This window comes from Litorihabitans aurantiacus (assembly GCF_030161595.1).
Classification (GTDB): Bacteria; Actinomycetota; Actinomycetes; order Actinomycetales; family Beutenbergiaceae; genus Litorihabitans; species Litorihabitans aurantiacus.
This window is the reverse complement of the sequence record NZ_BSUM01000001.1, coordinates 688,586-711,535: the sequence shown is the minus strand read 5'-3', so window position 1 is coordinate 711,535 and position 22,950 is coordinate 688,586. Positions and strand designations below refer to the sequence as shown.

At 75.1% G+C, this 22,950-nt stretch carries 15 protein-coding genes, 1 tRNA gene and 2 pseudogenes; 7 read left to right on the top strand and 11 right to left on the bottom strand.

What is annotated here, in order from left to right:
* Window positions 1–211 precede the first annotated feature (211 nt).
* From thrB to QQK22_RS03295, 5 genes and pseudogenes are all read right to left on the bottom strand, one after another.
* Entirely contained in the window at window positions 212–1,123 is a 912-nt protein-coding gene (gene thrB / locus QQK22_RS03315; protein WP_284249389.1) for a homoserine kinase, read from the bottom strand.
* Between the two features lie 33 nt (window positions 1,124–1,156).
* The gene (gene thrC / locus QQK22_RS03310; protein ID WP_284249387.1) at window positions 1,157–2,218 is read right to left on the bottom strand and encodes a threonine synthase; all 1,062 of its coding nucleotides are present in this window, start codon (window positions 2,216–2,218) and stop codon (window positions 1,157–1,159) included.
* 63 nt (window positions 2,219–2,281) lie between these two features.
* Window positions 2,282–3,610 carry a homoserine dehydrogenase gene (locus QQK22_RS03305; RefSeq protein ID WP_284249385.1) on the bottom strand — a complete coding sequence of 443 codons (1,329 nt, stop codon included), beginning with the start codon at window positions 3,608–3,610 and terminating at the stop codon, window positions 2,282–2,284.
* A gap of 92 nt (window positions 3,611–3,702) precedes the next feature.
* Window positions 3,703–5,037: pseudogene (gene lysA, locus QQK22_RS03300) on the bottom strand (diaminopimelate decarboxylase); the annotation flags it as partial.
* 18 nt (window positions 5,038–5,055) lie between these two features.
* Complete coding sequence (locus QQK22_RS03295) at window positions 5,056–6,240, bottom strand: hypothetical protein (RefSeq protein ID WP_284249383.1); 1,185 nt, start codon at window positions 6,238–6,240, stop codon at window positions 5,056–5,058.
* 146 nt (window positions 6,241–6,386) lie between these two features.
* Here QQK22_RS03295 and QQK22_RS03290 point away from each other — a divergent pair.
* Both QQK22_RS03290 and QQK22_RS03285 read left to right on the top strand, forming a co-directional pair.
* Window positions 6,387–6,459, top strand: a tRNA-Arg gene (locus tag QQK22_RS03290).
* Between the two features lie 72 nt (window positions 6,460–6,531).
* Window positions 6,532–7,503: an aldose 1-epimerase family protein gene (locus QQK22_RS03285; RefSeq protein ID WP_284249381.1), complete on the top strand. Its 972-nt coding sequence runs from the start codon at window positions 6,532–6,534 to the stop codon at window positions 7,501–7,503.
* 83 nt (window positions 7,504–7,586) lie between these two features.
* Here the strand turns inward: QQK22_RS03285 and QQK22_RS03280 are convergent, their stop codons facing one another.
* On the bottom strand, window positions 7,587–9,200 hold the full coding sequence (locus QQK22_RS03280; RefSeq protein ID WP_284249379.1) for a M23 family metallopeptidase: 1,614 nt from the start codon (window positions 9,198–9,200) through the stop codon (window positions 7,587–7,589).
* A gap of 295 nt (window positions 9,201–9,495) precedes the next feature.
* On the opposite strand from QQK22_RS03280, the gene QQK22_RS03275 reads away from it, so the two are divergent.
* From QQK22_RS03275 to QQK22_RS03265, 4 genes and pseudogenes are all read left to right on the top strand, one after another.
* Entirely contained in the window at window positions 9,496–10,266 is a 771-nt protein-coding gene (locus QQK22_RS03275; protein WP_284249377.1) for a response regulator transcription factor, read from the top strand.
* Window positions 10,267–10,307: 41 nt separating this feature from the next.
* Window positions 10,308–11,081 (top strand): HAMP domain-containing protein, encoded by a 774-nt coding sequence (locus QQK22_RS03270; protein WP_348525476.1) that lies wholly within the window; start codon window positions 10,308–10,310, stop codon window positions 11,079–11,081.
* Between the two features lie 2 nt (window positions 11,082–11,083).
* Window positions 11,084–11,386 carry an ATP-binding protein gene (locus QQK22_RS18510; RefSeq protein ID WP_348525474.1) on the top strand — a complete coding sequence of 101 codons (303 nt, stop codon included), beginning with the start codon at window positions 11,084–11,086 and terminating at the stop codon, window positions 11,384–11,386.
* A gap of 220 nt (window positions 11,387–11,606) precedes the next feature.
* Window positions 11,607–15,424, top strand: a pseudogene (locus tag QQK22_RS03265) (multifunctional oxoglutarate decarboxylase/oxoglutarate dehydrogenase thiamine pyrophosphate-binding subunit/dihydrolipoyllysine-residue succinyltransferase subunit).
* 132 nt (window positions 15,425–15,556) lie between these two features.
* Here QQK22_RS03265 and QQK22_RS03260 read toward each other — a convergent pair.
* Genes QQK22_RS03260 through QQK22_RS03245 form a run of 4 tightly spaced genes read right to left on the bottom strand, consistent with a single transcriptional unit; the run spans window position 15,557 to window position 21,892 of the window.
* Window positions 15,557–17,488 carry an ATP-binding protein gene (locus tag QQK22_RS03260; RefSeq protein WP_284249375.1) on the bottom strand — a complete coding sequence of 644 codons (1,932 nt, stop codon included), beginning with the start codon at window positions 17,486–17,488 and terminating at the stop codon, window positions 15,557–15,559.
* Window positions 17,485–19,575 carry a hypothetical protein gene (locus QQK22_RS03255; protein WP_284249373.1) on the bottom strand — a complete coding sequence of 697 codons (2,091 nt, stop codon included), beginning with the start codon at window positions 19,573–19,575 and terminating at the stop codon, window positions 17,485–17,487. Before QQK22_RS03255 ends, QQK22_RS03260 begins: the two co-directional genes overlap by 4 nt.
* Window positions 19,572–21,407, bottom strand: coding sequence for an HSP90 family protein (locus QQK22_RS03250; RefSeq protein ID WP_284249370.1), 1,836 nt, complete (start codon window positions 21,405–21,407; stop codon window positions 19,572–19,574). Before QQK22_RS03250 ends, QQK22_RS03255 begins: the two co-directional genes overlap by 4 nt.
* Window positions 21,404–21,892, bottom strand: a complete 489-nt coding sequence (locus QQK22_RS03245) for a type III secretion system chaperone family protein (RefSeq protein WP_284249368.1) — start codon at window positions 21,890–21,892, stop codon at window positions 21,404–21,406. The genes QQK22_RS03250 and QQK22_RS03245 overlap by 4 nt, the downstream gene beginning before the upstream one ends.
* Window positions 21,893–22,098: 206 nt before the next feature.
* Here QQK22_RS03245 and QQK22_RS03240 point away from each other — a divergent pair, with 206 nt between their 5' ends.
* Window positions 22,099–22,710 (top strand): GDSL-type esterase/lipase family protein, encoded by a 612-nt coding sequence (locus QQK22_RS03240; RefSeq protein WP_284249367.1) that lies wholly within the window; start codon window positions 22,099–22,101, stop codon window positions 22,708–22,710.
* A 1-nt stretch (window position 22,711) separates the two neighbouring features.
* Here QQK22_RS03240 and QQK22_RS03235 read toward each other — a convergent pair whose 3' ends face one another.
* Window positions 22,712–22,900, bottom strand: a complete 189-nt coding sequence (locus QQK22_RS03235; RefSeq protein WP_284249366.1) for a zinc-binding dehydrogenase — start codon at window positions 22,898–22,900, stop codon at window positions 22,712–22,714.
* Between the last annotated feature and the right edge of the window lie 50 nt (window positions 22,901–22,950).

The window sequence follows — 22,950 nt, the reverse complement described above, 5'->3', positions numbered from 1 at the left end:
GATGCCGGCGGCAGGGGCTCGGAAGCACCTGGCGGTGGATCGCATGCCCGCGGCACCCAGGAGTGGGGCCACAGGTCGTCTCGCCGCTCGTCACCGCGATGGTGTTCACCCGGTGGGAGCCGACGGGGACCACGGCGGAGCGCCGGTGGCCGTTCGGTGGATGCCGCCGTGCGTCGATGAGTCCGATCGATCCGCGCGGTGCACCACCAGACTACACGGCAGCGGCCCCCGCGTGGTCGACCGGCAGGCGCACGGCGCGCCAGCCCCGCGCGACGACGGCCGACTCCAGCCGCTCGGGCACCGTGCCGAGCACCAGGACGGTCGGCCCCGCCCCCGAGATCACGGCCGGGTGGCCGGCGGCGCGCAACGCGTCGACGAGCTCCGAGGAGTCGCTCAGGACGTCGCGGCGGTACGGCTGGTGCAGCCGGTCCTCCGTCGCCGTCATCATCAGGTCGGTGCGGCCCGCCAGCGCGAGCACGAGCAGCGCGGTGCGCGATCCGGTGAATGCCGCGTCGGCGTGCGGCACGACGTCGGGCAGCACCCCGCGCGCGACCTTCGTGGCGAGCTCCGTGGCCGGGATGAAGGCCGTGCAGGTGAGGGCGGCGTCGACGTCGAGCCGCTCGGCCCGCACGGTACGCGCCGTCTCACCCGCAGCCGCACCCGGCGCCCACGCGAGCGTCGCCCCGCCGTAGATCGCGGCGGCGGCGTTGTCCGGGTGCCCCTCCCACGCCGTCGCGAGCTCGAGGACCACGTCGTCGGCGAGCGCCTCGGGCTCGGAGATCAGGCCGCGCGCCGCCACGAGTCCGGCCACGACGGCGGCCGCCGACGAGCCGAGGCCGCGCCCGTGCGGGATGCGGTTGTAGGCGGACAGGTCGAGACCGACCTGCGGTGCGCCCGCGTGCTCGAGCCCCGCCCGGACGGCGCGGACGACGAGGTGGTCCTCGCCGTCGGGCACGGTCTGCGCACCCTCGCCGCGCACCGCGGTGCGGGTCGCGCCCGCGGTCGCGCGCACCTCCACGACGTCGTGGAGGCCGAGCGCGATCCCGAGCACGTCGAACCCCGGGCCGAGGTTGGCACTCGTGGCGGGGACGCGGACCCGGACGGAGTCATTAGCGATCCTCATGCGGCGGTCCTCACTCGGCGGTCCGGCCGATCCTCAGACCAGCCGCAGCGCGTCGGCGACCGCGGCGGTCGTCGGCGGCACCACGACGGGGTCGATCGGCGTCTCCCCCAGCGCGGTCGCCGTGTCCTTGAGGCCGTTGCCCGTCACGGTGCACACGATCGTGGCGCCCGCGGGGACCTCGCCGGCCGCGGCGCGTGCCAGGAGCCCGGCCACCGAGGCCGCCGACGCCGGCTCGACGAACACCCCGACCTCGCGGGCGATCAGCGCCTGCGCGTCGAGGATCTCGGCGTCGGAGACGGCGTCGATCCGACCGCCCGACTCGTCGCGCGCCGCCGTCGCGAGCGACCACGAGGCGGGGTTGCCGATGCGGATCGCCGTCGCGATCGTCTCGGGGTTCTCCACCGGCTCGCCCTTGACGAAGGGTGCGGCGCCGTCGGCCTGGACGCCCCACATCCGCGGGGTGCGCGTGGCGTGCCCCGCGACCGCGTACTCGCGGTAGCCCATCCAGTAGGCCGAGATGTTGCCGGCGTTCCCGACCGGGAGCACGTGGATGTCCGGGGCGTCGCCGAGCGCGTCGACGATCTCGAACGCCGCGGTCTTCTGCCCCTGCAGGCGGTAGGGGTTGACCGAGTTCACGAGCGCGACGTCGGGGCGCTGGCCGAGCTCGCGGACCACGCGCAGCCCGTCGTCGAAGTTGCCCTCGAGCGAGACCAGCGTCGCGCCGTGCACGATCGCCTGCGCGAGCTTGCCCGCGGCGATCTTCCCCGCCGGGAGCACGACGGCGCAGGGCAGGCCCGCGTGCGCGGCGTACGCGGCGGCCGAGGCCGAGGTGTTCCCGGTGGAGGCGCACAGCACGAGCGCTCCCCCGGCGGCGGCGACCTTGGACACGGCCATCGTCATGCCGCGGTCCTTGAAGGAGCCCGTCGGGTTCGCGCCCTCGACCTTGAGGTGCACGCGAGCCCCCGTGCGCTCCGACAGCGCGGCCGAGGCCACGAGCGGCGTCCCGCCCTCGCCGAGCGTGATGACGGGCTCGCCCGGCTCGATCGGCAGGTGCTCGGCGTACTCGGCGATCAGTCCGCGCCACTGGTGGGCCATCGGTGTCTCCTGGGGTGCGTTGGTGAGGGCGGGCTTCGTGCGGGCTGTCGGGGGACGTCGGTGCTACGCGCGCTCGACGCGGTAGGCCGACACGGTCTCGCGCACGCCCTCGGTCGTGCGCAGCGCCTCCACCGTGCGGTGCAGCGCAGCCTCGTCGGCCTCGTGCGTCACGACGGCGAGCACCGCCTCGCCGTCGCCCGCGACCCGCTGGTGCACCGACTCGATCGAGACGCCGTGCTCGGCGACGGCCTGCGCGACGTGGGCGAGGACGCCGGGGCGGTCGTCGACGCGCAGCCGCACCTGGAGGCGGGCGACGACGTCGGCGGGCGTCGCGAGCGGCAGCGCCGCGTGCGCGCTCTCGGCCGGCGCCCGCCCGCCGTGCGCGCGGTGGCGCAGGGCGGCGACGACGTCGCCGAGCACCGCGCTCGCCGTCGGCGCACCCCCGGCACCCTGGCCGTAGAACATGAGTCGGCCCGCGGCCTCGGTCTCGACGACGACGGCGTTGTAGGCGCCGCCGACACCGGCGAGCGGGTGCGCGGCCGGGAGGATCACCGGGTTGACGCGCACGGAGACGGCCTCGGCGCCCTGGTCACCGGAGCTGACGCGCTCGGCGACGGCGAGCAGCTTCACCACACCCCCGGCCTCGCGGGCCGCGGCGATGTCGTCGGCCGTGACGGCCGTGATGCCCTCGCAGGCGACGTCGCCCAGCGCGACGCGGGTGTGGAACGCGAGCGAGGCGAGGATCGCGGCCTTGGCCGCGGCGTCGTGCCCCTCGACGTCGGCGGTCGGGTCCGCCTCCGCGTAGCCGAGCTCCTGCGCCTGCGCGAGCGCGACGTCGAAGTCGAGCCCCCGCGTGGTCATCTCGTCGAGGATGTAGTTGGTCGTACCGTTCACGATGCCCAGCACGCGCTCGACGCGGTCGCCCGCGAGCGACTCGCGCACCCCGCGGACCACGGGAACGGCGCCGGCCACGGCGGCCTCGAAGAGGAGGTCGACGCCGGCCGCGTCGGCCGCGGCGTACAGCTCGGGTCCGGCGGTGGCGAGCAGGGCCTTGTTCGCCGTGACGACCGAGGCACCCGCCCGCAGCGAGGCCAGGACCAGGTCGCGCGCCGTCGTCGTGCCCCCGAGGAGCTCGACGACGAGGTCGGCGTCGGCCACGAGCGCCGCGGCGTCGGTCGTGAGGAGCTCGCGGGGCAAGGAGGGGTCGCGCGGGGCCTCGACGTCGCGCACGAGCACGCCGGTGACGCGCAGCCCGCGGCCGATCCGGGCCCCGAGGTCGCGGGCCTGCTCCGTCAGCAGCCGCACGACCTGGGTGCCGACCGTGCCGCACCCCAGGATCGCGACCCGCAGGTCGGGGCGGGCGTCGGGTGCGCTGGTGGGCGCGTCGGGCACGGCGACTCCTTCGAGCGGGGCGGGTGACGGGCTCACGATACGGCGTGGCTCGCGACGGCGCGGGGCCGTCTCAGCGCCGTCGCCGCGCGACCTCAGCCGAGGTCGAGCGCGAGCAGGTCCTCGACGCTCTCGCGGCGCACGATCGGCGTCGCGACGCCGCCGGAGACCGCCACGACACCGGGGCGCGGCACGAGGTTGTAGGTGCTGGCCATCGAGCGGCCGTAGGCGCCCGTGACGGCGACGGCGAGCAGGTCGCCCGCGGCGACGTCGCCCGGGAGCGCGACGTCGTGGACCACGATGTCGCCGCTCTCGCAGTGCTTGCCGACCACGCGGCACCGCGTCGGCGCGGCGTCCGAGGCGCGAGAGACGATCTCGGCGTGGTAGTCCGCTCCGTACAGGGCGGGCCGGATGTTGTCGCTCATGCCGCCGTCGACCGCGACGTAGGTGCGCACGCTGCCGTCGTCGGTGCGCACGGGCTTGACCGTGCCGACCGTGTAGAGCGTGACGCCCGCCGGGCCGACGATGCTGCGCCCCGGCTCGATCGACAGGCGCGGCAGCGGCTGGTCCAGCTCGCGGCCCGCGTCGGCGAGCGCCGCGACCATCTCCTTCGCGGCGCGCTCGGGGTCGAGCGGCACGTCCCCGGGCAGGTACGCGACGCCGAACCCGCCGCCGAGGTCGAGCTCGGGCACGAGCACCCCGGTGCGTCGGGCGATCTCCGCTCGCAGCGTCATCACGGCGCGCGCGGCGACGCCGAACCCGGCGGGGTCGAGGATCTGCGAGCCGATGTGGGAGTGCAGGCCGAGGAGCTCGAGCTCGGGACGGGCTAGGACCGCGAGGACCGCGGCGGTCGCCGGGCTGTCCTCGCCGTCGGGCGCCGCGAGCGAGAGCCCGAACTTCTGGTCCTCGTGCGCCGTGGAGATGTACTCGTGCCCGCCCGCGTGCACCCCGGTCGTGACGCGGACCATGACCGGGGCCCGCACGCCGAGGGCCGCGGCCGCCTCGGCCACGCGCGCCACCTCGGGCAGCGAGTCGAGGACGATCCGGCCGATGCCGCTCCGCAGCGCGAGGTCGATCTCGGCGTCGGACTTGTTGTTGCCGTGCAGCCCGATGTCGCCGGGCGCGACGCCGGCGCGCAGCGCCGTGGTCAGCTCACCGAGGCTCGCGGTGTCGATCCGCAGCCCCTCCTGCGTCATCCAGCGGGCGACGGCGACGCTCAGGAACGCCTTGCCCGCGTAGTACACGTCGACCTGGGTGCCGGCCTCCGTGCACGCGGCCGTGAACGCGTCGCGGTAGACGCGGGCGCGCGCGCGCACGTCGGCCTCGTCCAGGACGTAGACGGGGGTCGCGTCCTCCGCCAGCGCCGCCAGCGCGACGCCACCGATCTCGACGTCGCCGGCCGGGGTGCGACGGGCGGTCGCGGGCCAGGGGTCGGCATCGCGCCCACGTCAGAACTCGAGACCGTTGTAGAAGCCCAGCGCGTCGGCGGTCTCCTCGGAGACGACCGTGTAGGCGCCCTCCGCGCCGTCGTTCCACACGATCGTGACCAGGCCGTCGGTGTTGAAGATCCAGTAGGTGCCCAGGTCGTCGTCGGGGAAGACGACACCGGTGTCGACCGGGGTGCCGAGCTGGTCGGCCTGCGCCGTCGCGGCCGCGAGCGCCTCTTCGGTGGAGGCGAAGCTCGACGCCGTGAGCGACACGGGCACCTCGCCACCGGTGTACTCCCCGGTCAGCGACTCGGTCGCCCCCTGCGGCGGCACGGGGTTCTCGACGAGGCCGGCCTCGGTCAGGGTGTAGGTGACGCCGGTCGAGCCGTCCTCGGAGTTCACCCCGCCCACGACGGTGGCCGGCAGCAGCGCCGCGAGACCCGTGGCCTCCTCCTGCGCCGTCGTGGTGGTCGGCTGCGGCTCTGGCTCGTCCGAGCTCCCGCCCAGCACGAGCGTGAGCACGACGGCGATCGCCGCCGCGAGCACGACAGCGACGCCGAGCACGATCCAGAGCGTGCGCCGGCCGCCACGACGCCGGGCGGCCGGGTCGTGCCAGCCGGGGGCGATGGACTCCGGCGACGAGGCAGGCGTCGCCGGCGAACCCCAGGGGCCGTTCGCGGCAGAGGCGCCGGCCGCGCCAGCGATCGCGTCGCTCTCCCCCGCGGTCCCGAAGGCCGACGGCGCGGTCGGCGCGGCGGGGGTGGCCGGGACCGGCCAGGTCGAGGCCCAGGCGCCGTCACGGCCCTCCCCGGCCTTCGCGCCGGACTCGCCCGTGGCCTCGTCGTCCCGGACACCGCGAGCGTCGTCGTCGGCGCCGGAGACCTCGGCGACGCCGTCGCCCCCGGGGCCGTCGTCGGCGGCAGCCGCAGCGGCCGCCCGCTCGGCGCGGCGGGCACGCAGCTCCCGCAGCTCGCGCCGGGTCATCCCGACCGTGATCTCGAGCGGGCCGTCGTCGGGCTGCCCCGAGGCCTCGGACGCGGAGGTCGGCGCGGCGCGATCCTCGTCGGGTACCGACAAGGGCCGCTCCCGGGCGACGTCGCTCGGGAGGTACCCGGCGGCGTCGTCGCCCGCCCCGGACAGGTAGCCGTAGGGATCGGACGAGCGGGACTCGTCCTCCTTGTCGTCCCGTCGCGGTCCGTCGCTCACGATCGCCCTCCAGCAGTCATCGCCCTCACCCTAGGCGATCGGCCGCTTCCGGCGTGATTCAGCGATCCGCCGCTTCGCTGGTAGGCTCGTGCGTCGTCATCGAGACTCCACCGCGGGCCCCGCTCCCGCCCCGGATCCGGTGTCGCGCCTCCGTAGCTCAGTGGATAGAGCGTCTGCCTCCGGAGCAGAAGGTCGCTGGTTCGAATCCAGTCGGGGGTACCGAACCGAAGGGCCCCTGGTCAGCCTCGTCGCTGGCCGGGGGCCCTTCGTCGTACCGGCGTGGACGGGCCGGTGCGCGTCGCCCGACCGCCCCTAGGGTGGAGCGATGAACACCCTCCCCCGACCGGGTTCCAGCACGTCCTGCACGACCCCGAGACCGACGCGACCGCCGTCGTCACGCAGGTGGGGGCGTCGCTGCGCTCCTTCACCGTGGCGGGCCGCGACGTCATCTCCTCCTACCCCGAGAGCGACCTCGCACCCGCCGGTCACGGCGCGATCCTCGCACCGTGGCCCAACCGGCTGGCCGACGGCGCCTACACCTTCGACGGCGTCTCCTACCAGCTCCCGATCACCGAGGTGGAGCGCCGCACCGCGCTGCACGGCCTCGTGACGCACCAGCGCTGGGACCTCGCCCACGCGAGCACGACCGAGGTGGTCCTGAGCCTGCAGACCGTCCCGGTGGCGGGCTACCCCTGGTCGCTGCTGCTGACGGTGACGTACACGCTGTCGGGGCCGGGCCTCGCCGTGACGGTGCACGCGAGCAACCTCAGCGACTCCCCCGCCCCCTACGGCGTCGGCTTCCACCCGTGGCTCTCGCCGGGCGAAGGTGGCCTGGAGGACGCCACCTTCAGCCTCGACGCCACCCGGTGGATCCGACCCGACGAGCGGCTGCTGCCCGTCGGCGAGGAGGACCTGCCGCAGCACCTGGACTTCCGCTCGGCGCGCGCCGTGGGCACCACGGACATCGACGACGCGTTCACCGGCATCACGCGCGACGGCGACGGACTCTCCTGGGGCAGGCTCACCGGGACCGACGGTCGCACGGCCGCGATCTGGACGAACGACTCCATGGACACCTGGCAGGTCTGCACCGGGGACCACCTCGACGCGGTGGAGTACCGCCGCCAGGGACTCGCCGTCGAGCCCATGAGCTGCATCGCCGATGCGTTCAACACGGGCGACCGTCTCGTGCGCCTCGCCCCAGCCGGCGGCACCGACGGCGTCGCGCAGCACGTGGTGACCTGGGGCCTCCGGCTCCTCTGAGGACGCCCGCCCGCACGCCGGGACGCCGCGAGGCCCGCACCCTCAGGGATGCGGGCCTCGCGGCTTCGGAGGGAGCGTCGCGCTCAGGCGCAGACGGCCCCGGTGGTGGTCACCGGCGTCGCACCCTTGGCGCGCAGCCACGGGAGCGGGTCGACGGCGCTGCCGTTGGGGTCGGAGACGTTGCCGACGTGGATCTCGAGGTGCAGGTGCGGTCCGGTCGAGTTGCCGTTGTTGCCGACCTCGCCGATGATGTCGCCCACCTCGACGGTGTCGCCCTCCTCGACGAAGACCCCGTCGTCGTACATGTGGTTGTACCAGATCTCGACGGTCTCGCCGTCGATCTCCGAGCGGATGGCGATGAGGTTCGGGCTGCGGCCGGCGAGCCCGCCGCCGCTGTGCACGACCTCGCCACCGGCGACGGCGCGGATCGGCGTGCCCAGCGGGGCGGCGAAGTCGGTGGCGTAGTGGAACGCACCCCAGCGGGGGCCGAAGCCGGAGCTGACGCGGTACACGCCCTCCTGGATCGGCATGCTCATCAGCAGGTTGTCCGTCGACTCGAGTGCGGCCAGCGTGCCGTTGGGCAAGTCGGTGCCCGGGGCACCGCACTGCGGCAGGTCGGAGCGTCCCTCGCTGCGGCTCGCGGCGACGACGCCCCGCACCTCGGCCATCGGGTCGGCGGCCAGCAGCGACGCGGTCTCGTCGACGCTCCCGCCCACCGCGGCACCGGTCTGTGCCGACGCGCCGGCGACGGCGATCCCGGCGGCCGCGCCGTCGGCCGGGACGAGCCCGTCGAGCGCGCTGCTGTCGGCGAGCGGCGCCGGCGCCGCCTCGGGTGCACCGCCCTGGTTGACGGCGAGCACGGGCGTGACGACCGTGGCGACGCCGAGGGCGGAGAGGACGGCGAGGCGCGGGACCCACTGCCGGGGACCGGTCGCACCTGCCGTCGGCGCGGCCACGCGCGTGGAGCCGCCACCGGCGGCGCCCGCGAGGGCGGGGGCCGGGACGGGGACGACGGGCGGCACCAGGGTCGTGAGCACCGCGGGCACGTCGTCGGCGACGGGCTGCGGGGCCTCGTCCCGGGCGGGGGCCTCGGCGACGGCGGGCCCGGCGGACATCGCGACGGTCTCGTTGCTCACCGTAGAGGGCGCCGTCAGCGAGCTGAGCGTGAGCGCGACGGACGCGAAGTCGAACTCGAGGTCGACGGGCTGGTCGGCCGCCTCGGGCTGCTCGACCTGCGCCTGCTGGAAGGCGACGGCGGCAGGCGTGGCCACCGACGTCGTCGCCGACGACCCGGCCCGCTCGGCCCGGCCGGCACCCGAGGCTGCCAGCGCCGCGGCGCGCAGCTCGCGGCGCGTCATCGACGGGCCACCCTGCGTCACGAGGGAGTCGTTCAGCACCTCGCGGGCGGTGAGGATCGGCGCGACCGGTGCGGCGACCGCGCTGCGGCGCCGCAGCTCGCGCCGCGTGGTCGCCGTGGCCGCGGGCGGGTGCACCGTCTGCAGCATGAAGGGCTCGAAGGTGGGGGCGGCGACCGCCGTCGACCCGGAGGCGACCGACACGGTCGCGACGTGGGGTCCGTAGCCGGGGACGCTCTGGTGGGCGTCGGCTGCACCGGCGCTCGAGGCTGCTGCGGCGAGGCGTCGAGATCGACGGGTGTCGCCCGCGGGGGTGGCGACGTCCGTGGACAGCACGCTCACACGACCTCCGGTTGCTCGGGGGAACTGCTCGGGGACCACGCGGCGGGGGACGGCGTGGTGCGCCACTCCTCCGGCGATCGACGGGCGGCGCGGGGACGCGCCCGTGACGGTGCGGGGAACGGCTGGATCACGAAACCATAACGCGGCCCGCGGCGCGAGCCAAACGGGTGCGCGACAGTTCACAGGCGGGCGCGCGTACTCCCCGGTGAGCCTCCCTGAAGCCTTTCCCGAGCCTCCACACCCTCTCCCGCGCGGCCCCCGGGCCCGGTCCGGGCCGGTGTGCCACGCTGGGGTGATGTCGACGTCCCCCGTCCCCCACCCCGCCGGACCGGCCTCGCGCGACGGCGCCGACGAGGCCGCCACGCGCGTCCTCGTCGTCGAGGACTCCCCCGAGATCGCGACGCAGATCTCGCGCCGCTTCACCGCCGAGGGGTGGCAGGTCCGCGTGGCGGTGGACGGCCCCGCCGGCGTCGCCGACGCCCGCGACTTCGCCCCGCACGCCATCGTGCTCGATGTGATGCTCCCCGGGTTCGACGGCCTCGAGGTCTGCCGCCAGATCCAGGCCGACGACCCCCGCGCCGTGCCGATCCTGATGCTGACCGCGCGCGACGACGAGACGGACCTCCTCGTCGGCCTCGGCGTCGGCGCGGACGACTACATGACGAAGCCGTTCTCGATGCGCGAGCTCGTCGCCCGTGTGAAGGCCCTGCTGCGGCGCCACGAGCGCACGGCGCGCGTCGCCGCCGTCGACCCGTCGGCGCCGGCCGGCCCCGCCCCGATCGAGCTCGGCGACCTCGTCGTCGACCGTGCCCAGCGGCGCGTCAGCCGCGGCGGGCAGGAGGCGCACCTGACGCCGACCGAGTTCGACCTCCTGGTCTGCCTGGCCCTGTCGCCGCGGACGGTGCTCACGCGCGAACGCCTCCTCGAGGAGGTCTGGGACTGGGTCGACGCCAGCGGAACGCGCACGGTCGACTCGCACATCAAGGCGCTGCGGCGCAAGCTCGGGCCCGACCTCGTACGCACCGTGCACGGGGTCGGGTACTCGCTCGAGCCGCCGACGCCGTGAGCCCCCGCGCGAACGCGACGGGGGCACGGCACGCACGCGACGTGCCCGCGCTGCGCTACGCCGTCGACTTCCGGCCGCTCGACCCGCTGACGTCGATCCGCACCAAGCTCGGCGTCGTCATCCTCGCCTCGGTGCTCGTCTCGACGATCATCGTGTGGGCCGGGCGGAGCTACGGCGCGCGGTGGTGGATGACGTTCCCGGTCGCGATCGTGATCTCGCTGGTGGTGAGTCAGGTCCTGGCGCGCGGGATGACCTCCCCGCTGCGCGAGATGACCCGGGCCGCGCGGGCGATGTCGGCCGGCGACTACGACATCCGCGTGCGCACCACGAGCCGTGACGAGGTGGGTCAGCTCGGCGTGGCGTTCAACGCCATGGCCGCCGACCTCGCCTCCCTCGCGGCGGCGCAGCGCGAGATCGTCGCCAACGTCTCGCACGAGCTGCGCACCCCCGTCGCCGCGCTGCGCGCGCAGCTCGAGAACATGGTCGACGGCGTCACGACTCCCGACACCGAGTCGCTCACCTCAGCGCTCGACCAGACCGAGCGCCTCACCCGGCTCGTCACCTACCTGCTCGACCTGTCCCGCCTCGAGGCCGGGGCGGCCGGCCTGCACCTGCAGCGCGTGGCGGTCCGCGACGTCGTGGAGGAGGTGGTCGACGCCGCCTCCCACGCGGCGCGGGCGGCGGGTCGCGACGTCGCGTGGGACGTGGACGTCCGTGCCGACCTCGCCTTCACGGTCGACACCGAGCGCCTGCACCAGGTGCTGCTCAACCTGCTCTCGAACGCGTCGCGCCACTCCCCGCCGGCGGCACCGTGAGCGTGCGGGCGAGCACCCGGGGTCGCGACGTCGTCATCGACGTGGTCGACGACGGCCCGGGGATCCCCGCCGCGGAGCGCGCCCGCATCTTCGACCGGTTCGAGCAGGGCACGAACCGGACGACGACGGGCGGTCAGACCGGTGGTGGCACCGGTCTCGGCCTGGCGATCGCCCGGTGGGCGGCGGGTCTGCACGGCGGCACGCTCGACGCCGTCGCCCCCACCCCTCCGAGCACCGGGGCGACGCTGCGGCTCGTGCTCCCGGTCGACGGGCCGCCGCCGGCGCGGTCCGACGGTGCCGCCTGAGCGACGGGCCGACCTGACCCGACCGCCGTCGCTCCCGCCAGGTTGCCCGGCCTTGGCCAACTTTGCCCGCTCGTTGCCGCCGCCATGCCCGCCTGGGCGAAAGTCCAGGTCAGAGGCGGGAACGACGCGTCCCGATCGGCGACGGTGGCACGCGCGGGGAGCTGCGAGGGCCTACCCTGGAAGGCGGCTCGGACGGACGACGGCGATGGAGTGAGCAAGCGTGTCAACGGATTCCCCTACCTCGGCTGCGGCCGACTTCGGCGCGAACGAGTGGCTCATCGACGAGCTGCGCGACGCGTGGAGCGCCGACCCCACCTCGGTGGACGAGAAGTGGCAGGCCTTCTTCGCCGCCGAGGCCGGCGACGCACGCCCGGCCGCGACGCCGGCCGAGAAGGAGTCGTCCCCCGAGAAGGTGGCACCCGCCCCCACGGCGGCACCGACGCCCGCGACGAGGCCGGCACCCGCCGCGACCGCGAAGAAGCCCGCCGCTCCGGCTGCTGAGAAGCCCGTCGAGAAGCCCCACGTGGACCCGCACACCGACCCTCGCGCCCAGCTCGACCCTCAGGACGTGCGCGCCGACCTGCCCCCGCGGTCCCCCAGCCGGCGACCGCGCCGTACGTGCCCGGTGACAACGCGCCGTCCTCCAGCCCGCTGGGCGACGGCGAGACCACCAAGCTGCGCGGCCCCGCCGCGCGCGTGGTCACGAACATGGAGGCCTCCCTCACGGTCCCCACCGCGACCAGCGTCCGCGCCGTGCCGGCCAAGCTGCTCGTCGACAACCGCATCGTCATCAACAACCACCTGGCCCGCACGCGCGGCGGGAAGGTGTCGTTCACGCACCTCATCGGCTTCGCGGTCGTCGAGGCGCTGGCGGCCATGCCCGAGATGAACGCCGGCTACCGCGAGATCGACGGCAAGCCGGGTGTCCACCGCCCCGAGCACGTCAACTTCGGGCTCGCGATCGACCTGCCGAAGCCCGACGGCACGCGCCAGCTCCTCGTGCCCTCGATCAAGGCGGCCGAGGCGAAGGACTTCGCGCAGTTCTGGTCCACCTACGAGCAGCTGGTGAAGAAGGCCCGCGGCGGCAAGCTGACGGTCGAGGACTTCGCGGACACCACCATCTCGCTGACCAACCCCGGCACGATCGGCACGGTGCACTCCGTGCCCCGCCTCGTGCAGGGCCAGGGCACGATCGTCGGCGTCGGCGCGATGGACTACCCGGCGGAGTTCCAGGGGGCGGCGCCCGAGACGCTCGCGAACCTCGGCATCTCCAAGGTCCTCACGCTCACCTCGACGTACGACCACCGCATCATCCAGGGCGCACAGAGCGGCGACTTCCTCCGCATCATCCACACCAAGCTCATCGGTGAGGACGGGTTCTACGACCGCGTCTTCACCGCGCTGCGCGTGCCGTACGAGCCGGTCCGCTGGCTCACGGACATTGTGGAGGACACGGAGTCGGCGCTCGGCAAGCCCGCCCGCATCGCCGAGCTGATCCACGCCTACCGCTCGCGCGGCCACCTCATGGCCGACACCGACCCGCTGGCCTACCGCCAGCGCCGGCACCCGGACCTCGACGTCGCGAACCACTCCCTCACGCTGTGGGACCTGGACCGCACGTTCCCGACCGGCGGCTTCTCCGGCAAGCCGACGGCGACGCTGCGCGACATCCTCGCCCGCCTGCGCGACTCCTACTGCCGCACCATCGGCGCCGAGTACATGCACCTGCACGACCCGGAGCAGCGCCGCTGGCTGCAGCGCCGGCTCGAGGGCGGCTGGCCCAAGCAGTCGCCCGAGGCGATCCGCCGCATCATCCACAAGCTCAACCAGGCCGAGGCCTTCGAGACGTTCCTGCAGACGAAGTTCGTCGGCCAGAAGCGCTTCAGCCTCGAGGGCGGCGAGGCCCTCATCCCGCTGCTGGACACCATCCTCGGGGGCGCGGCCGAGGCCGGGCTCGAGGGTGTCGGCATCGGCATGGCGCACCGTGGCCGACTCAACGTGCTGGCCAACATCGCCGGGAAGTCCTACAGCCAGATCTTCACCGAGTTCGAGGGCAACGCCGACCCCAAGACCGTCCAGGGCTCGGGTGACGTGAAGTACCACCTCGGCACCGTCGGGGAGTACACCTCGGCGACCGGGTCGACCACGGCCGTCTACCTCGCCGCGAACCCGAGCCACCTCGAGGCGGTCGACGGCGTGCTCGAGGGCGTCGTGCGCGCCAAGCAGGACCGCATCGACCTCGGCGGTGACGGCTTCTCCTGGCTGCCGATCCTCATCCACGGTGACGCGGCATTCGCGGGCCAGGGGGTCGTGACCGAGACGCTCAACCTGTCGCAGCTGCGCGGCTACCGCACCGGCGGCACCGTGCACGTGCTCATCAACAACCAGGTCGGCTTCACGACGGGCGCCTCGAGCTCGCGCTCGACGCTCTACCCGACCGACGTCGCCAAGGGTCTGCAGATCCCCGTGTTCCACGTGAACGGGGACGACCCCGAGGCGGTGGCCCGCGTGGCGCAGCTCGCGTTCGAGTACCGCGAGGAGTTCCACAAGGACGTCGTCATCGACATGGTCTGCTACCGCCGCCGCGGGCACAACGAGGGTGACGACCCCTCGATGACCCAGCCGGTGATGTACCACCTGATCGAGGGCAAGGAGAGCGTCCGGACGCTCTACACGCAGTCGCTGATCGGCCGCGGCGAGCTCACGAAGGACGAGGCCGCCCAGGCGCTCGAGGAGTACCAGGGCGAGCTCGAGCGCGCCTTCCGCGAGACGAAGGAGGGCCACCGCCCGAGCTCGGACCCGGATGCAGGCGCCGACTCCCAGCGCGGGCTCGAGCAGCCGGAGTCGCAGCGCGAGGACGCCGGCACGATGGTCGGCTGGTCGACGGCGGTGCCCGAGAGCGTGCTCGCGCGCATCGGCGAGGCGCACCTGTCCCCGCCCGACGGCTTCGTCGTCCACCCGAAGCTGGCGCAGCTGCTGGACAAGCGCGCGAAGGCCTCCACCGAGGGCGGGATCGACTGGGGCTTCGGCGAGCTCATCGCCTTCGGCTCCCTCGTCCTCGAGGGCACCCCGGTCCGCCTGGCCGGTCAGGACTCGCGCCGCGGCACGTTCGTCCAGCGCCACTCCGTGCTGCACGACCACCGCACGGGCGCCGAGTGGACCCCGCTGTCCTACCTCTCGGCCGACCAGGCCAAGTTCATGGTCTACGACTCCTCCCTGTCGGAGTTCGCCGCGCTCGGCTTCGAGTACGGCTACTCGGTCGAGCGCCCGGACGCACTCGTGCTGTGGGAGGCGCAGTTCGGCGACTTCGTCAACGGCGCGCAGACCATCGTCGACGAGTTCATCTCCGCCTCCGAGCAGAAGTGGGGCCAGCGCTCCTCCGTCGTGCTGCTCCTGCCGCACGGCTACGAGCACCAGGGCCCCGACCACTCCTCGGCGCGCATCGAGCGCTTCCTGCAGCTGTGCGCCGAGAACAACATGGTCGTGGCCCAGCCCTCGACGCCGGCGAACTACTTCCACCTGCTGCGCCGCCAGGCCTACGACCGCCCGCGCACGCCGCTCGTGGTCTTCACGCCCAAGCAGCTCCTGCGGCTGCGGGCCGCGACGTCGTCGGTCGAGGACTTCACGACCGGCACGTTCCGCACCTCGATCGGCGACACGATCGACCCGAAGGGCGTCGACCGCGTGCTGCTGTGCTCGGGGCGCGTCTACTACGACCTGCTCGCCGCGCGCACCAAGGGCGAGCACGGCGCCGACGAGCGCACCGCCATCGTCCGTCTCGAGCAGCTCTACCCGCTCGACTCCGACACGCTGCGCGAGGTCATCGCCCCCTACGAGGGCGCCGAGCTCGTGTGGGTGCAGGACGAGCCCGCCAACCAGGGCGTGTGGCCCTACCTCGCCGGGATCACCTCGCGCAAGATGGACGGCGTCCCGGTCCGCCGGGTCTCGCGCCCGTCCTCGGCCGCGCCGTCGACCGGATCGGCCAAGGTCAGCCAGGCCGAGCAGCTGCAGCTCGTGAAGGACGCCTTCGCGCGCTGACCCTCAGCTGGCCCTCGGGCCACGAACGCCCGCGCCCCCGTCGTCCGCGACGGGGACACGGGCGTTCGGCGTCGGGAGGGGACGGCCGACCCTCGGGCGGTCCGCCCTCGAGCGGCTCAGGCCCTCGTGCGGTCAGGGCGCGAGGCGGCGCAGCGTCTCGTCGGCGTCGTCCGTCCGGCCGCACGCCCGCAGGTGCTCGACGAGCTCGGTCAGGGCGAGCGCGTGGGGCGTCGTCGCCCGGCGCAGCGCGAAGGCCTCGACGGCGGACTCGAGGTGCCACGTCGCGTCGTCGGCGCGACCGCGCTCGCGGTGCAGCCGCCCGGCCAGCCAGAACGCGTGCCCGGCCTCCTCGACCCGGCCGAGACCGGCGAGGGCCTCCGCCGCGGACGAGGCGTCGGTCGCCGCGATCGCCAGTGCGCGGGCGCGCCCGCCTCCCTGCGCCGTCGTCGCTACGAGACGCGCCCGCGCATCCCGCAGGCGCGCGAGGGCGAACGTGCTGCCGGCGTCGTGCTCGGCACCACGACCAGCATCGCCCTCGGTCCGCACGGCGAGGTCCACGATCGTCGAGTCGAGGTGCCCCTCGAGCACCGCGAGGTGCGCGCCGAGGTCGGCCGCGGCGACCGACGCGGCCTCGGTGGCCGCCACCAGCACGTCCGCGAGGTGCTCCGCATCGAGTCCGCCCACCGTGAGCATGTCGAGGGCGGCGGTGAACGACGCGTACGCGTCGACCGGGTCCCCGCCGAGCGCCGCCGCCTGGGCGGCCTCCGCCAGGGCGTATCCCGCATCCACGGTCCGCCCCTCTCCGTCCAGCAGCGCCGCGGCTCGGATGTAGGTGGCCACCACCTCCGCCGGGTCTCGACCAGGCGCGGCGGCGAGGCTCTCGGCCTTCGCTAGGACCAGGTCGCCGGACCACCCCGCTCCGTCCCGACCATCGCCGTCGGTGGGGAGCTCGTCGGGCAGCGGTGGCGGCGGCGGCGCGTCCATCGCCGCGAGGGCGCGTTCCCGGGTCGCCGGGCTGCCGGCGCGCTCGCCGAACGCGTCCGCGAGCTCGAGCGCCCTCGCCCGCACCCAGTCGTCGAGCTCCGCGACCGTCGAGGCCGGCACGTCGTGCAGGGCGACCGGGCGGTTCGGATCCGTCCGCCGCATCACACCGGTCGCCGACCCCACCAGCACGAGCACCTGCATCCGCCAGAACGGGGTGATCGCCTCGTGCAGCAGGTGAGCGTCCTCGTGCAGCGCGCGCAGCGCCGCACCGGTGCGTCCGCCGCGACCCAGGAGCGCGATCCGTCGACCGCGGGCACCCTCCATCGCGGTGCTCGCGCGCGGCAGCGCCGCGTGCGCCTGCCGGTGCACGGCCAGCGCCTCCTCGGGCTGCCCCGCCTCGAGGTGGGCGAGCGCGAGCAGCGAGAGCATGTCGGCGGGTTCGGTGGGGCAGCCCTGCTCCGGCAGTCCAGGGGCCCCGAGCACCGCCACGACCTCGGCCCACCGTCCCGTGCGCGCGAGGAAGATCCCGCGGCGCGTCCGGCGGCAGTGCTCGCACACCTCCTCGGGCTCCTCGGCGGCGCGCAGCCACGCGTCGTACCTCGCCTCGACGTCGTCGCGCTCCTGGCGCACCGACCACCGCAGTCGCTCGTAGGCGGGTGCGGCCGGCGCCCGCCCGGCGGTGGCGTAGCGGCGCTCCATGTCCGCCAGCAGCGGGTCGATCGTCGCCGCCGGGACGCGCGGATCGTCCTGCAGCCCGCCGAGCATCCAGGCGTAACCGCCGAGGTGCAGGGCGGCGTCGACGTCGTCGAACAGCTCCGGGCGGGTGTCCGCCAGCCGCGTCAGCCGCGCGAACGGCACGAGGGCGCGCTCCGCCTCGCCACCCCAGAAGAGCGCGTCGACGAGGCCGGCGAGGGCGTACGGGAGGGCGATCTCGGGTCCGGGCGCCTCGGCGCGCCGCACGGCAGCCTCGGCGGCGCTGGTGCGCACCAGACCGTACGGGAGGGCGGCGAGCCGTCCCACGGCCGCCACGACAGCATCGGGCGAGTCGAGCTCGGACGGCTCGGGCCCGCGCTCGCTCACAGGGGCCGGGCGAGGCGTTCGACGAGCCCGTCCGCGTCGGCCTCGCGACCGTGCGCGCGCAGCAGCGCCACCAGCTCCCCGCCCGCGCTCGAGCGCTCGTCCCGCCGTCGCGCTATCTCGAAGCCCTCCACCGCCGACTCCAGGCTCCAGACGGCGTCCTCGACCTCGCCCGCCGCGGCCTGCAGCCTGCCGGCCAGCCAGAACGCGTGCGCCGCGTCCGCCGGCGCGCCCACCCCGGCGTAGGCCTCGGCGGCCCGCACCGCGAGCCCGACAGCGTCCAGCCCCGTGGCCGCCCGGTGCTCGACCGCGAGTGCCTCGTCTCCCGCCAGCAGGCGGGCCGCCGTGTCGTCGAGGTCGGCGAGCAGCCGCCGGCCGTGACCGCGGTCGCGCTCGCGCAGGTCCGCGCTGACGTCGGGGCGCTCGTCGGCGACGGCGGCGGCGACCTCGGCCCGCAGGGTCGCGACGGCGGCCAGCACCTCCGGCGTCGCACCGCGCCGCTGCGCGAGCGGCGCCCAGGCGACGAGCACGCGCGTGCGCAGCTCGGAGTCGGCCCCACCGGCCGCGAGCCTCGCGACCGCCCGCGCGTAGGCGCCGTGCGCGCCGTCGAGGTCGTGCAGGCCCTGCGCGAGGTGGGCGGCCTCCGCCAGCGCCTCGCCGGCCCTCGCGAGGTGACCCTCGCGCTCCCACGCGGCGGCCGCCTCCTGGAAGCGGGCGGCCGCGTCCTCCGGGCGGTCCTGCGCGAGCGCGGACTCCGCCGTCGCCAGGAGCTCGGGCGCACTCGACGATCGCTCGGCGGCGTCGCCCGGGTCCCGGCCGCCGCCGTCGGGCGCCTCAGGGTCGTCGGGGGTCATGGGCGCGCCGGACACCGACACCGGCGTCACCGCGTCGCCGCCCACCACCCCACCCAGCACCGTGAAGTCGAGCGCGTGCGCGGCCCGTCGCGCGGTTCGGGCACGCGCCAGCGCACGCATCCGCCCGTCACCGCCGTTGCGCTCGTCGAACGCGGTCGCGAGCTCGCGGGCGCGGTCGTCCGCCCACGCGAGGAGCTCGCCCACGGTCGCCGTCGGCACGTCCGGGAGGGCAAGCGGGCGGCTGGGGAGGAGCAGCCCGGCGTCGGATCCCTCGTGCGACGAGGCCTCCCCCGCCGTCGTCATCGCCGTCAGCGCCGTGACGACCGCGGTCAGGAAGCGCAGCCGCCCGAGCGGGGAGTCGGCCCCCACCAGCAGGCGGGCGTCCTGCGTCAGGGCCTCCAGCGCGAGCTCGACCGCGCCGCCACGGGCCAGGAGCTCCAGGCGTCTCGCGCGTGCGGCGACCATGTCGGACTCGGCGTCCGCGAGCGCCGCGACGGCGCGACGGTGCGCGCCGACCGCCTCGCGGGGCTGCCCCAGGTCGAGGCGGGCGAGCGCGAGCACGGCCAGCATGTCGGCCGGTTCGGTCGCGCACCAGCGCGTGGTGGGCGGGACGTTCTCGATGAGGTCGACCGCCTCGGCGAACCGACCCCGGTCCGCCAGGTGCACGGCCCGGTCCCCCAGCTCGCACGCCTCGCACTGCGAGTACGGGTCGCGCGGCGTCGTGCTCCACAGCTCGAAGGCCCGCTCGACGTCGGGGTCCTCGCGGTGCTCGGCCCACCGGTAGGCGGCGTAGGCGACGGCGTCCATGCCGTTGCCCGCCACGGCGTAGCGGCGCTCCATGTCCGCGATCGTCGCGGTGATCGCCGATGCCGGGATCTGCGGCAGCTCCACCAGCCCCGTCACCATCCACTTGAACGACCAGAAGAAGTTCTCCCGGTCGGCCTCGTCGAAGAGCTCGGGGCTCTCGTCCCACAGCCGGATCAGCCGCCGGAAGGGGACGTAGGCCTTCTCGACCTCGCCGCCCCACACGTAGGACTCCACCAGGATGAACAGCCCGAAGGCCAGCGCGGCGCGGGGTCCGGACTCCTCGATCCGACGCACCTGCGCCTCAGCGTTCGCGGTCCGGGCGAGCCCGTAGGGCATCGCCCGCAGCTGCGAGAGCGCCCGGGTCGCTCGCGCGACCTCCGCCTCGCCACCGCCACCGCCCGGCGTCGCACCGCCGTCGTCCGTGGTCATGCGTCGTCCTCCGCGCTCGTGCGGCCCCCGGTCAGCCCGGCCCGCAGGAGCGCGCCGAGGGAGTCGTTGAGCTGCTCGACCTCGCGCGGTCGCAGCCCGTCGCCGGCCAGCATCACGGCCGCGAGGTAGAGCGAGCGGACGCCGGCGGCGGAGACGTCCCCCGGCGGCGCGGCGAGAAGGTCGCGCACGAGCGGCGAGGCGTCGTTCAGCACGAGCCGGCGGCTGCGAGCCGGGGTCGCGAACGTCTCCAGCACGGCGCCCCAGACGTCGTCGGCGGCCTCGGCCTCGCGGCGCAGGTCGCGCTGGTGCTCGCCGTCGCGGTCGCGCAGCAGCATCGCGGGCACCTCCGCCGGCGCGTAGGTGCGCACCAGCACCTCGCAGTCGGCGTCCGCGAGCACCTCGCCAGCGGCGGCGACGGCGTCCATCACCTCCAGCTCGCGCACCGGCGCGAGCGGCACGAGCACGGCCTCGAGGTCGCCCGCGGCGAGCTCGCGCACGCGCCAGCCAGGCCGGGCGCCCAGCAGCCTCAGCAGGTCGGCGTCGTAGACGTAGCCGGCGTTCACGACGACGAGGTTCTGCGCGCGGGCGACGGGCGCCACACGCCGGAACGCCTCGGTGGTGCCGGTGAAGAGGACCTCGCCGGTGCGCTCGCGCACCTGCGCGAGGCTCGCCCCGCCGTCGGTCGTCTCGTACGGCAGCACCCCCGCGACCAGCTCCAGCATCTCGGGATCGGTCAGCGCGAGCGCGCGCAGCGCGAGGTGGTGGGTCTCGACGAACCGCCGGGCGAGCGCCCCGCCGCCGGTCAGCGTCGCACTCGCCCAGGCGCGCAGCTGCGCGGCGAGCGCCTCCTGCGTGGCCACGAGGACCTCGTCGGTGTGCAGCTGCTCGCGCGACGCGGTCGGGTGCAGCTCGGTCGCGTCGACGACGGCGCGCACGAAGAAGGCCCACTCCGGCAGCAGGCCCTCGACGCGCGTGCCCACGAGCATGCGCTTGAGGTGCACCCGGTGGCCGGCGGACCCGGGCGCGGCCGCCGGCAGCAGGAACGCGACCCCGGTCAGTCCCGTGAGGGGGACGGCGAGGTCGATGTGGCCGAGCGGCGTGAACCCGAGGGTGCGCTCGCAGTAGGTCGCGAGCGCCTCACGGCGCGCCGCCTCGCTGGGATAGGTGCGCAGCCAGGGCGGCTCGCCGTCGCCGATCCGGCTCCAGAGCAGCTCGCCGCCGACGGGGACGGCGATCGCGACGTCGAGCGGCAGGAGCGATCCGTACTCGCGCGCGAGCGCGGTGACGGTCTCGTGGGAGAACCAGTGCTCGGCGTCCGGGCGCGCCCGCAGCACCACGCGGGTGCCGACCGGCGTCGCGCCGTCGGGATCGGGCGTCTCGCTCACCTCGAACGTCCCGTCGTCGTGCCCGCGCCACGTGACGACGGCGGACCCCTCGCGCGCCGACCGGGTGACGACCTCGATCGTCTCGGCGACCATGAAGGCCGCCAGCATCCCGATGCCGAACTGTCCGATGTACTCGCCACGGCCGAGCCCGAGATCGGCGTCGCGCTTCGAGCTGCGACCGATGGTCGCCAGGAGCTCGCGCGTCTCCTCGGCCGTCAGCCCCACGCCGGTGTCGACCACCTCGAGGGCGGGCCGTGTGCCGCCCTCGCCCGGGTGCACCGTGAGGCGCACCGTGGCCGGTGCGGCGGGGTCGATCAGCTGCCTCGCCGTGACGGCGTCGACCGCGTTCTGGAGCAGCTCGCGCACGTACACGCGCGGTCCGGAGTACAGGTGTCGCGCGAGCAGGTCGACCATGCCCCGCAGGTCGACCTGGAACGTGTGGGTCACTCGCGCTCGAACTCCGCCCTGGCCGCCGCGGCCTCGCTCGGGTAGGACTCGTCCAGCTGGTCGAAGGCCTGGCCCGACGTCGCGATCGCGCACGCCAGGTGGAGGTCGAGCTGCTCGTCGCTCACGCCGTGCTCGTAGTCCACGGTGTGCTCGGCGTAGACGCCGACGAGGTCGTCCTCGGCACGCACGTAGACCTTCGGCCACAGCTTGTCGGCGTTCCAGGTGTTCACCAGCCGCGTGACGGCGTCCAGCTGGTCGATGCCGACGCGCCGGTTCCAGCGACCGCGGACCTGCAGGTACTCGGAGCTCTGGCCCAGGAGGAAGAAGTAGAACAGGTGACCGTCCCAGTAGCCGCCGACGTCGCCGTCGTCGTCCACGCCGTACTGCGACCCGCGCGCGTCCAGCGTCGCCTTGATGCGGTCGGTCGTCAGCGGCGCCAGTCCGCCGGCGGATGCGGCGTCCTGCGGCTTGGTGAAGAATCCCACGTCCGTGCTCCCTCGCTCCTCCTGGGTGCGCGGCGCGCACCGGCCCCCGCGGGCGGGCGACCCGCTCGGCAGGCTAGCAGCGGGCCCCCCGCGGCCGGGGAACTCGTCCACGGCTGGCGTCCGCCTCTCGCCCGACGCCCGACGGCGCGCCCAGCCTCGGTGCGCGCGGCGCGTGCGACCGGGCGGGTGGCGACCCGGGTGGCACGATGGTGGGCGTGGCCGACCTGACCCAGACCGTGCGGCGCCTGTTCGTCGTCGGCGACGAGCTCGTGGCCGGATTCGGCGATCCCCGGGCCCTCGGATGGGTCGGACGGGTCGTGGCCCGGTCCTCGCCGCAGGACCTCCTCGTGCACACGCTCGCGGTGGCCGGCGAGACCACCACGGGGCTGAGCGCCCGGTGGGAGTCCGAGGTGGCGCGGCGTCGCGGCGGCGGCGAGGCCTCGCTCGTCCTGGCGCTCGGCGCCCACGACCTGGTGGCGGGGACCTCGATGGCCCGCAGCCGCCTCAACCTCGCCAACGTGCTCGACAAGGCGGAGGCGATGCACCTGCCGGTGTTCGTCGTCGGGCCGCCCCCGCGCACCGACCTGCCCGACCAGGCGCAGGCGGCGCTCTCGGCGGCCTTCGCGGACGTGTGCCACCGCCGGCGCGTGCCGTACGTCGAGACCTACCAGCCGCTGGCGACGCACGAGCAGTGGTCGGCGGACCTCGCCTCGACCGACGGCGTGCACCCCGCCCAGGCAGGGCACGGCCTGCTGGCGTGGCTCGTGCTGCACCACGACTGGGCCGGCTGGATCGGCACGGCCGTCGACGAGGTCTGACTCAGCCTCGGTCGGACCACCCGGTCACGACGACCTTGCCGCGCACGCGACCGTCGGCGAGGTCGCGCAGCGCGTCGGGCACGCCCGCCGGGTCCACGACGCGGTCCACGAGCGGCCGCACCCCGGTCGTCACCAGCAGGCGCTGCAGCCGCTCGAGCTCGTCACGGGTCCCCATGGTCGAGCCGACCACCCGGAGACCGCGGAAGAACGTCCGCGTGAGGTCGGCGTCGGGCGCTCCCC

Excerpts from the sequence above, each read along its gene's own strand:
- thrB (WP_284249389.1), bottom strand. The coding sequence starts at position 1,123 with ATGAGGATCGCTAATGACTCCGTCCGGGTCCGCGTCCCCGCCACGAGT.
- thrC (WP_284249387.1), bottom strand. The coding sequence starts at position 2,218 with ATGGCCCACCAGTGGCGCGGACTGATCGCCGAGTACGCCGAGCACCTG.
- QQK22_RS03275 (WP_284249377.1), top strand. The coding sequence starts at position 9,496 with ATGTCGACGTCCCCCGTCCCCCACCCCGCCGGACCGGCCTCGCGCGAC.
- QQK22_RS03255 (WP_284249373.1), bottom strand. The coding sequence starts at position 19,575 with ATGACCACGGACGACGGCGGTGCGACGCCGGGCGGTGGCGGTGGCGAG.
- QQK22_RS03240 (WP_284249367.1), top strand. The coding sequence starts at position 22,099 with ATGGTGGGCGTGGCCGACCTGACCCAGACCGTGCGGCGCCTGTTCGTC.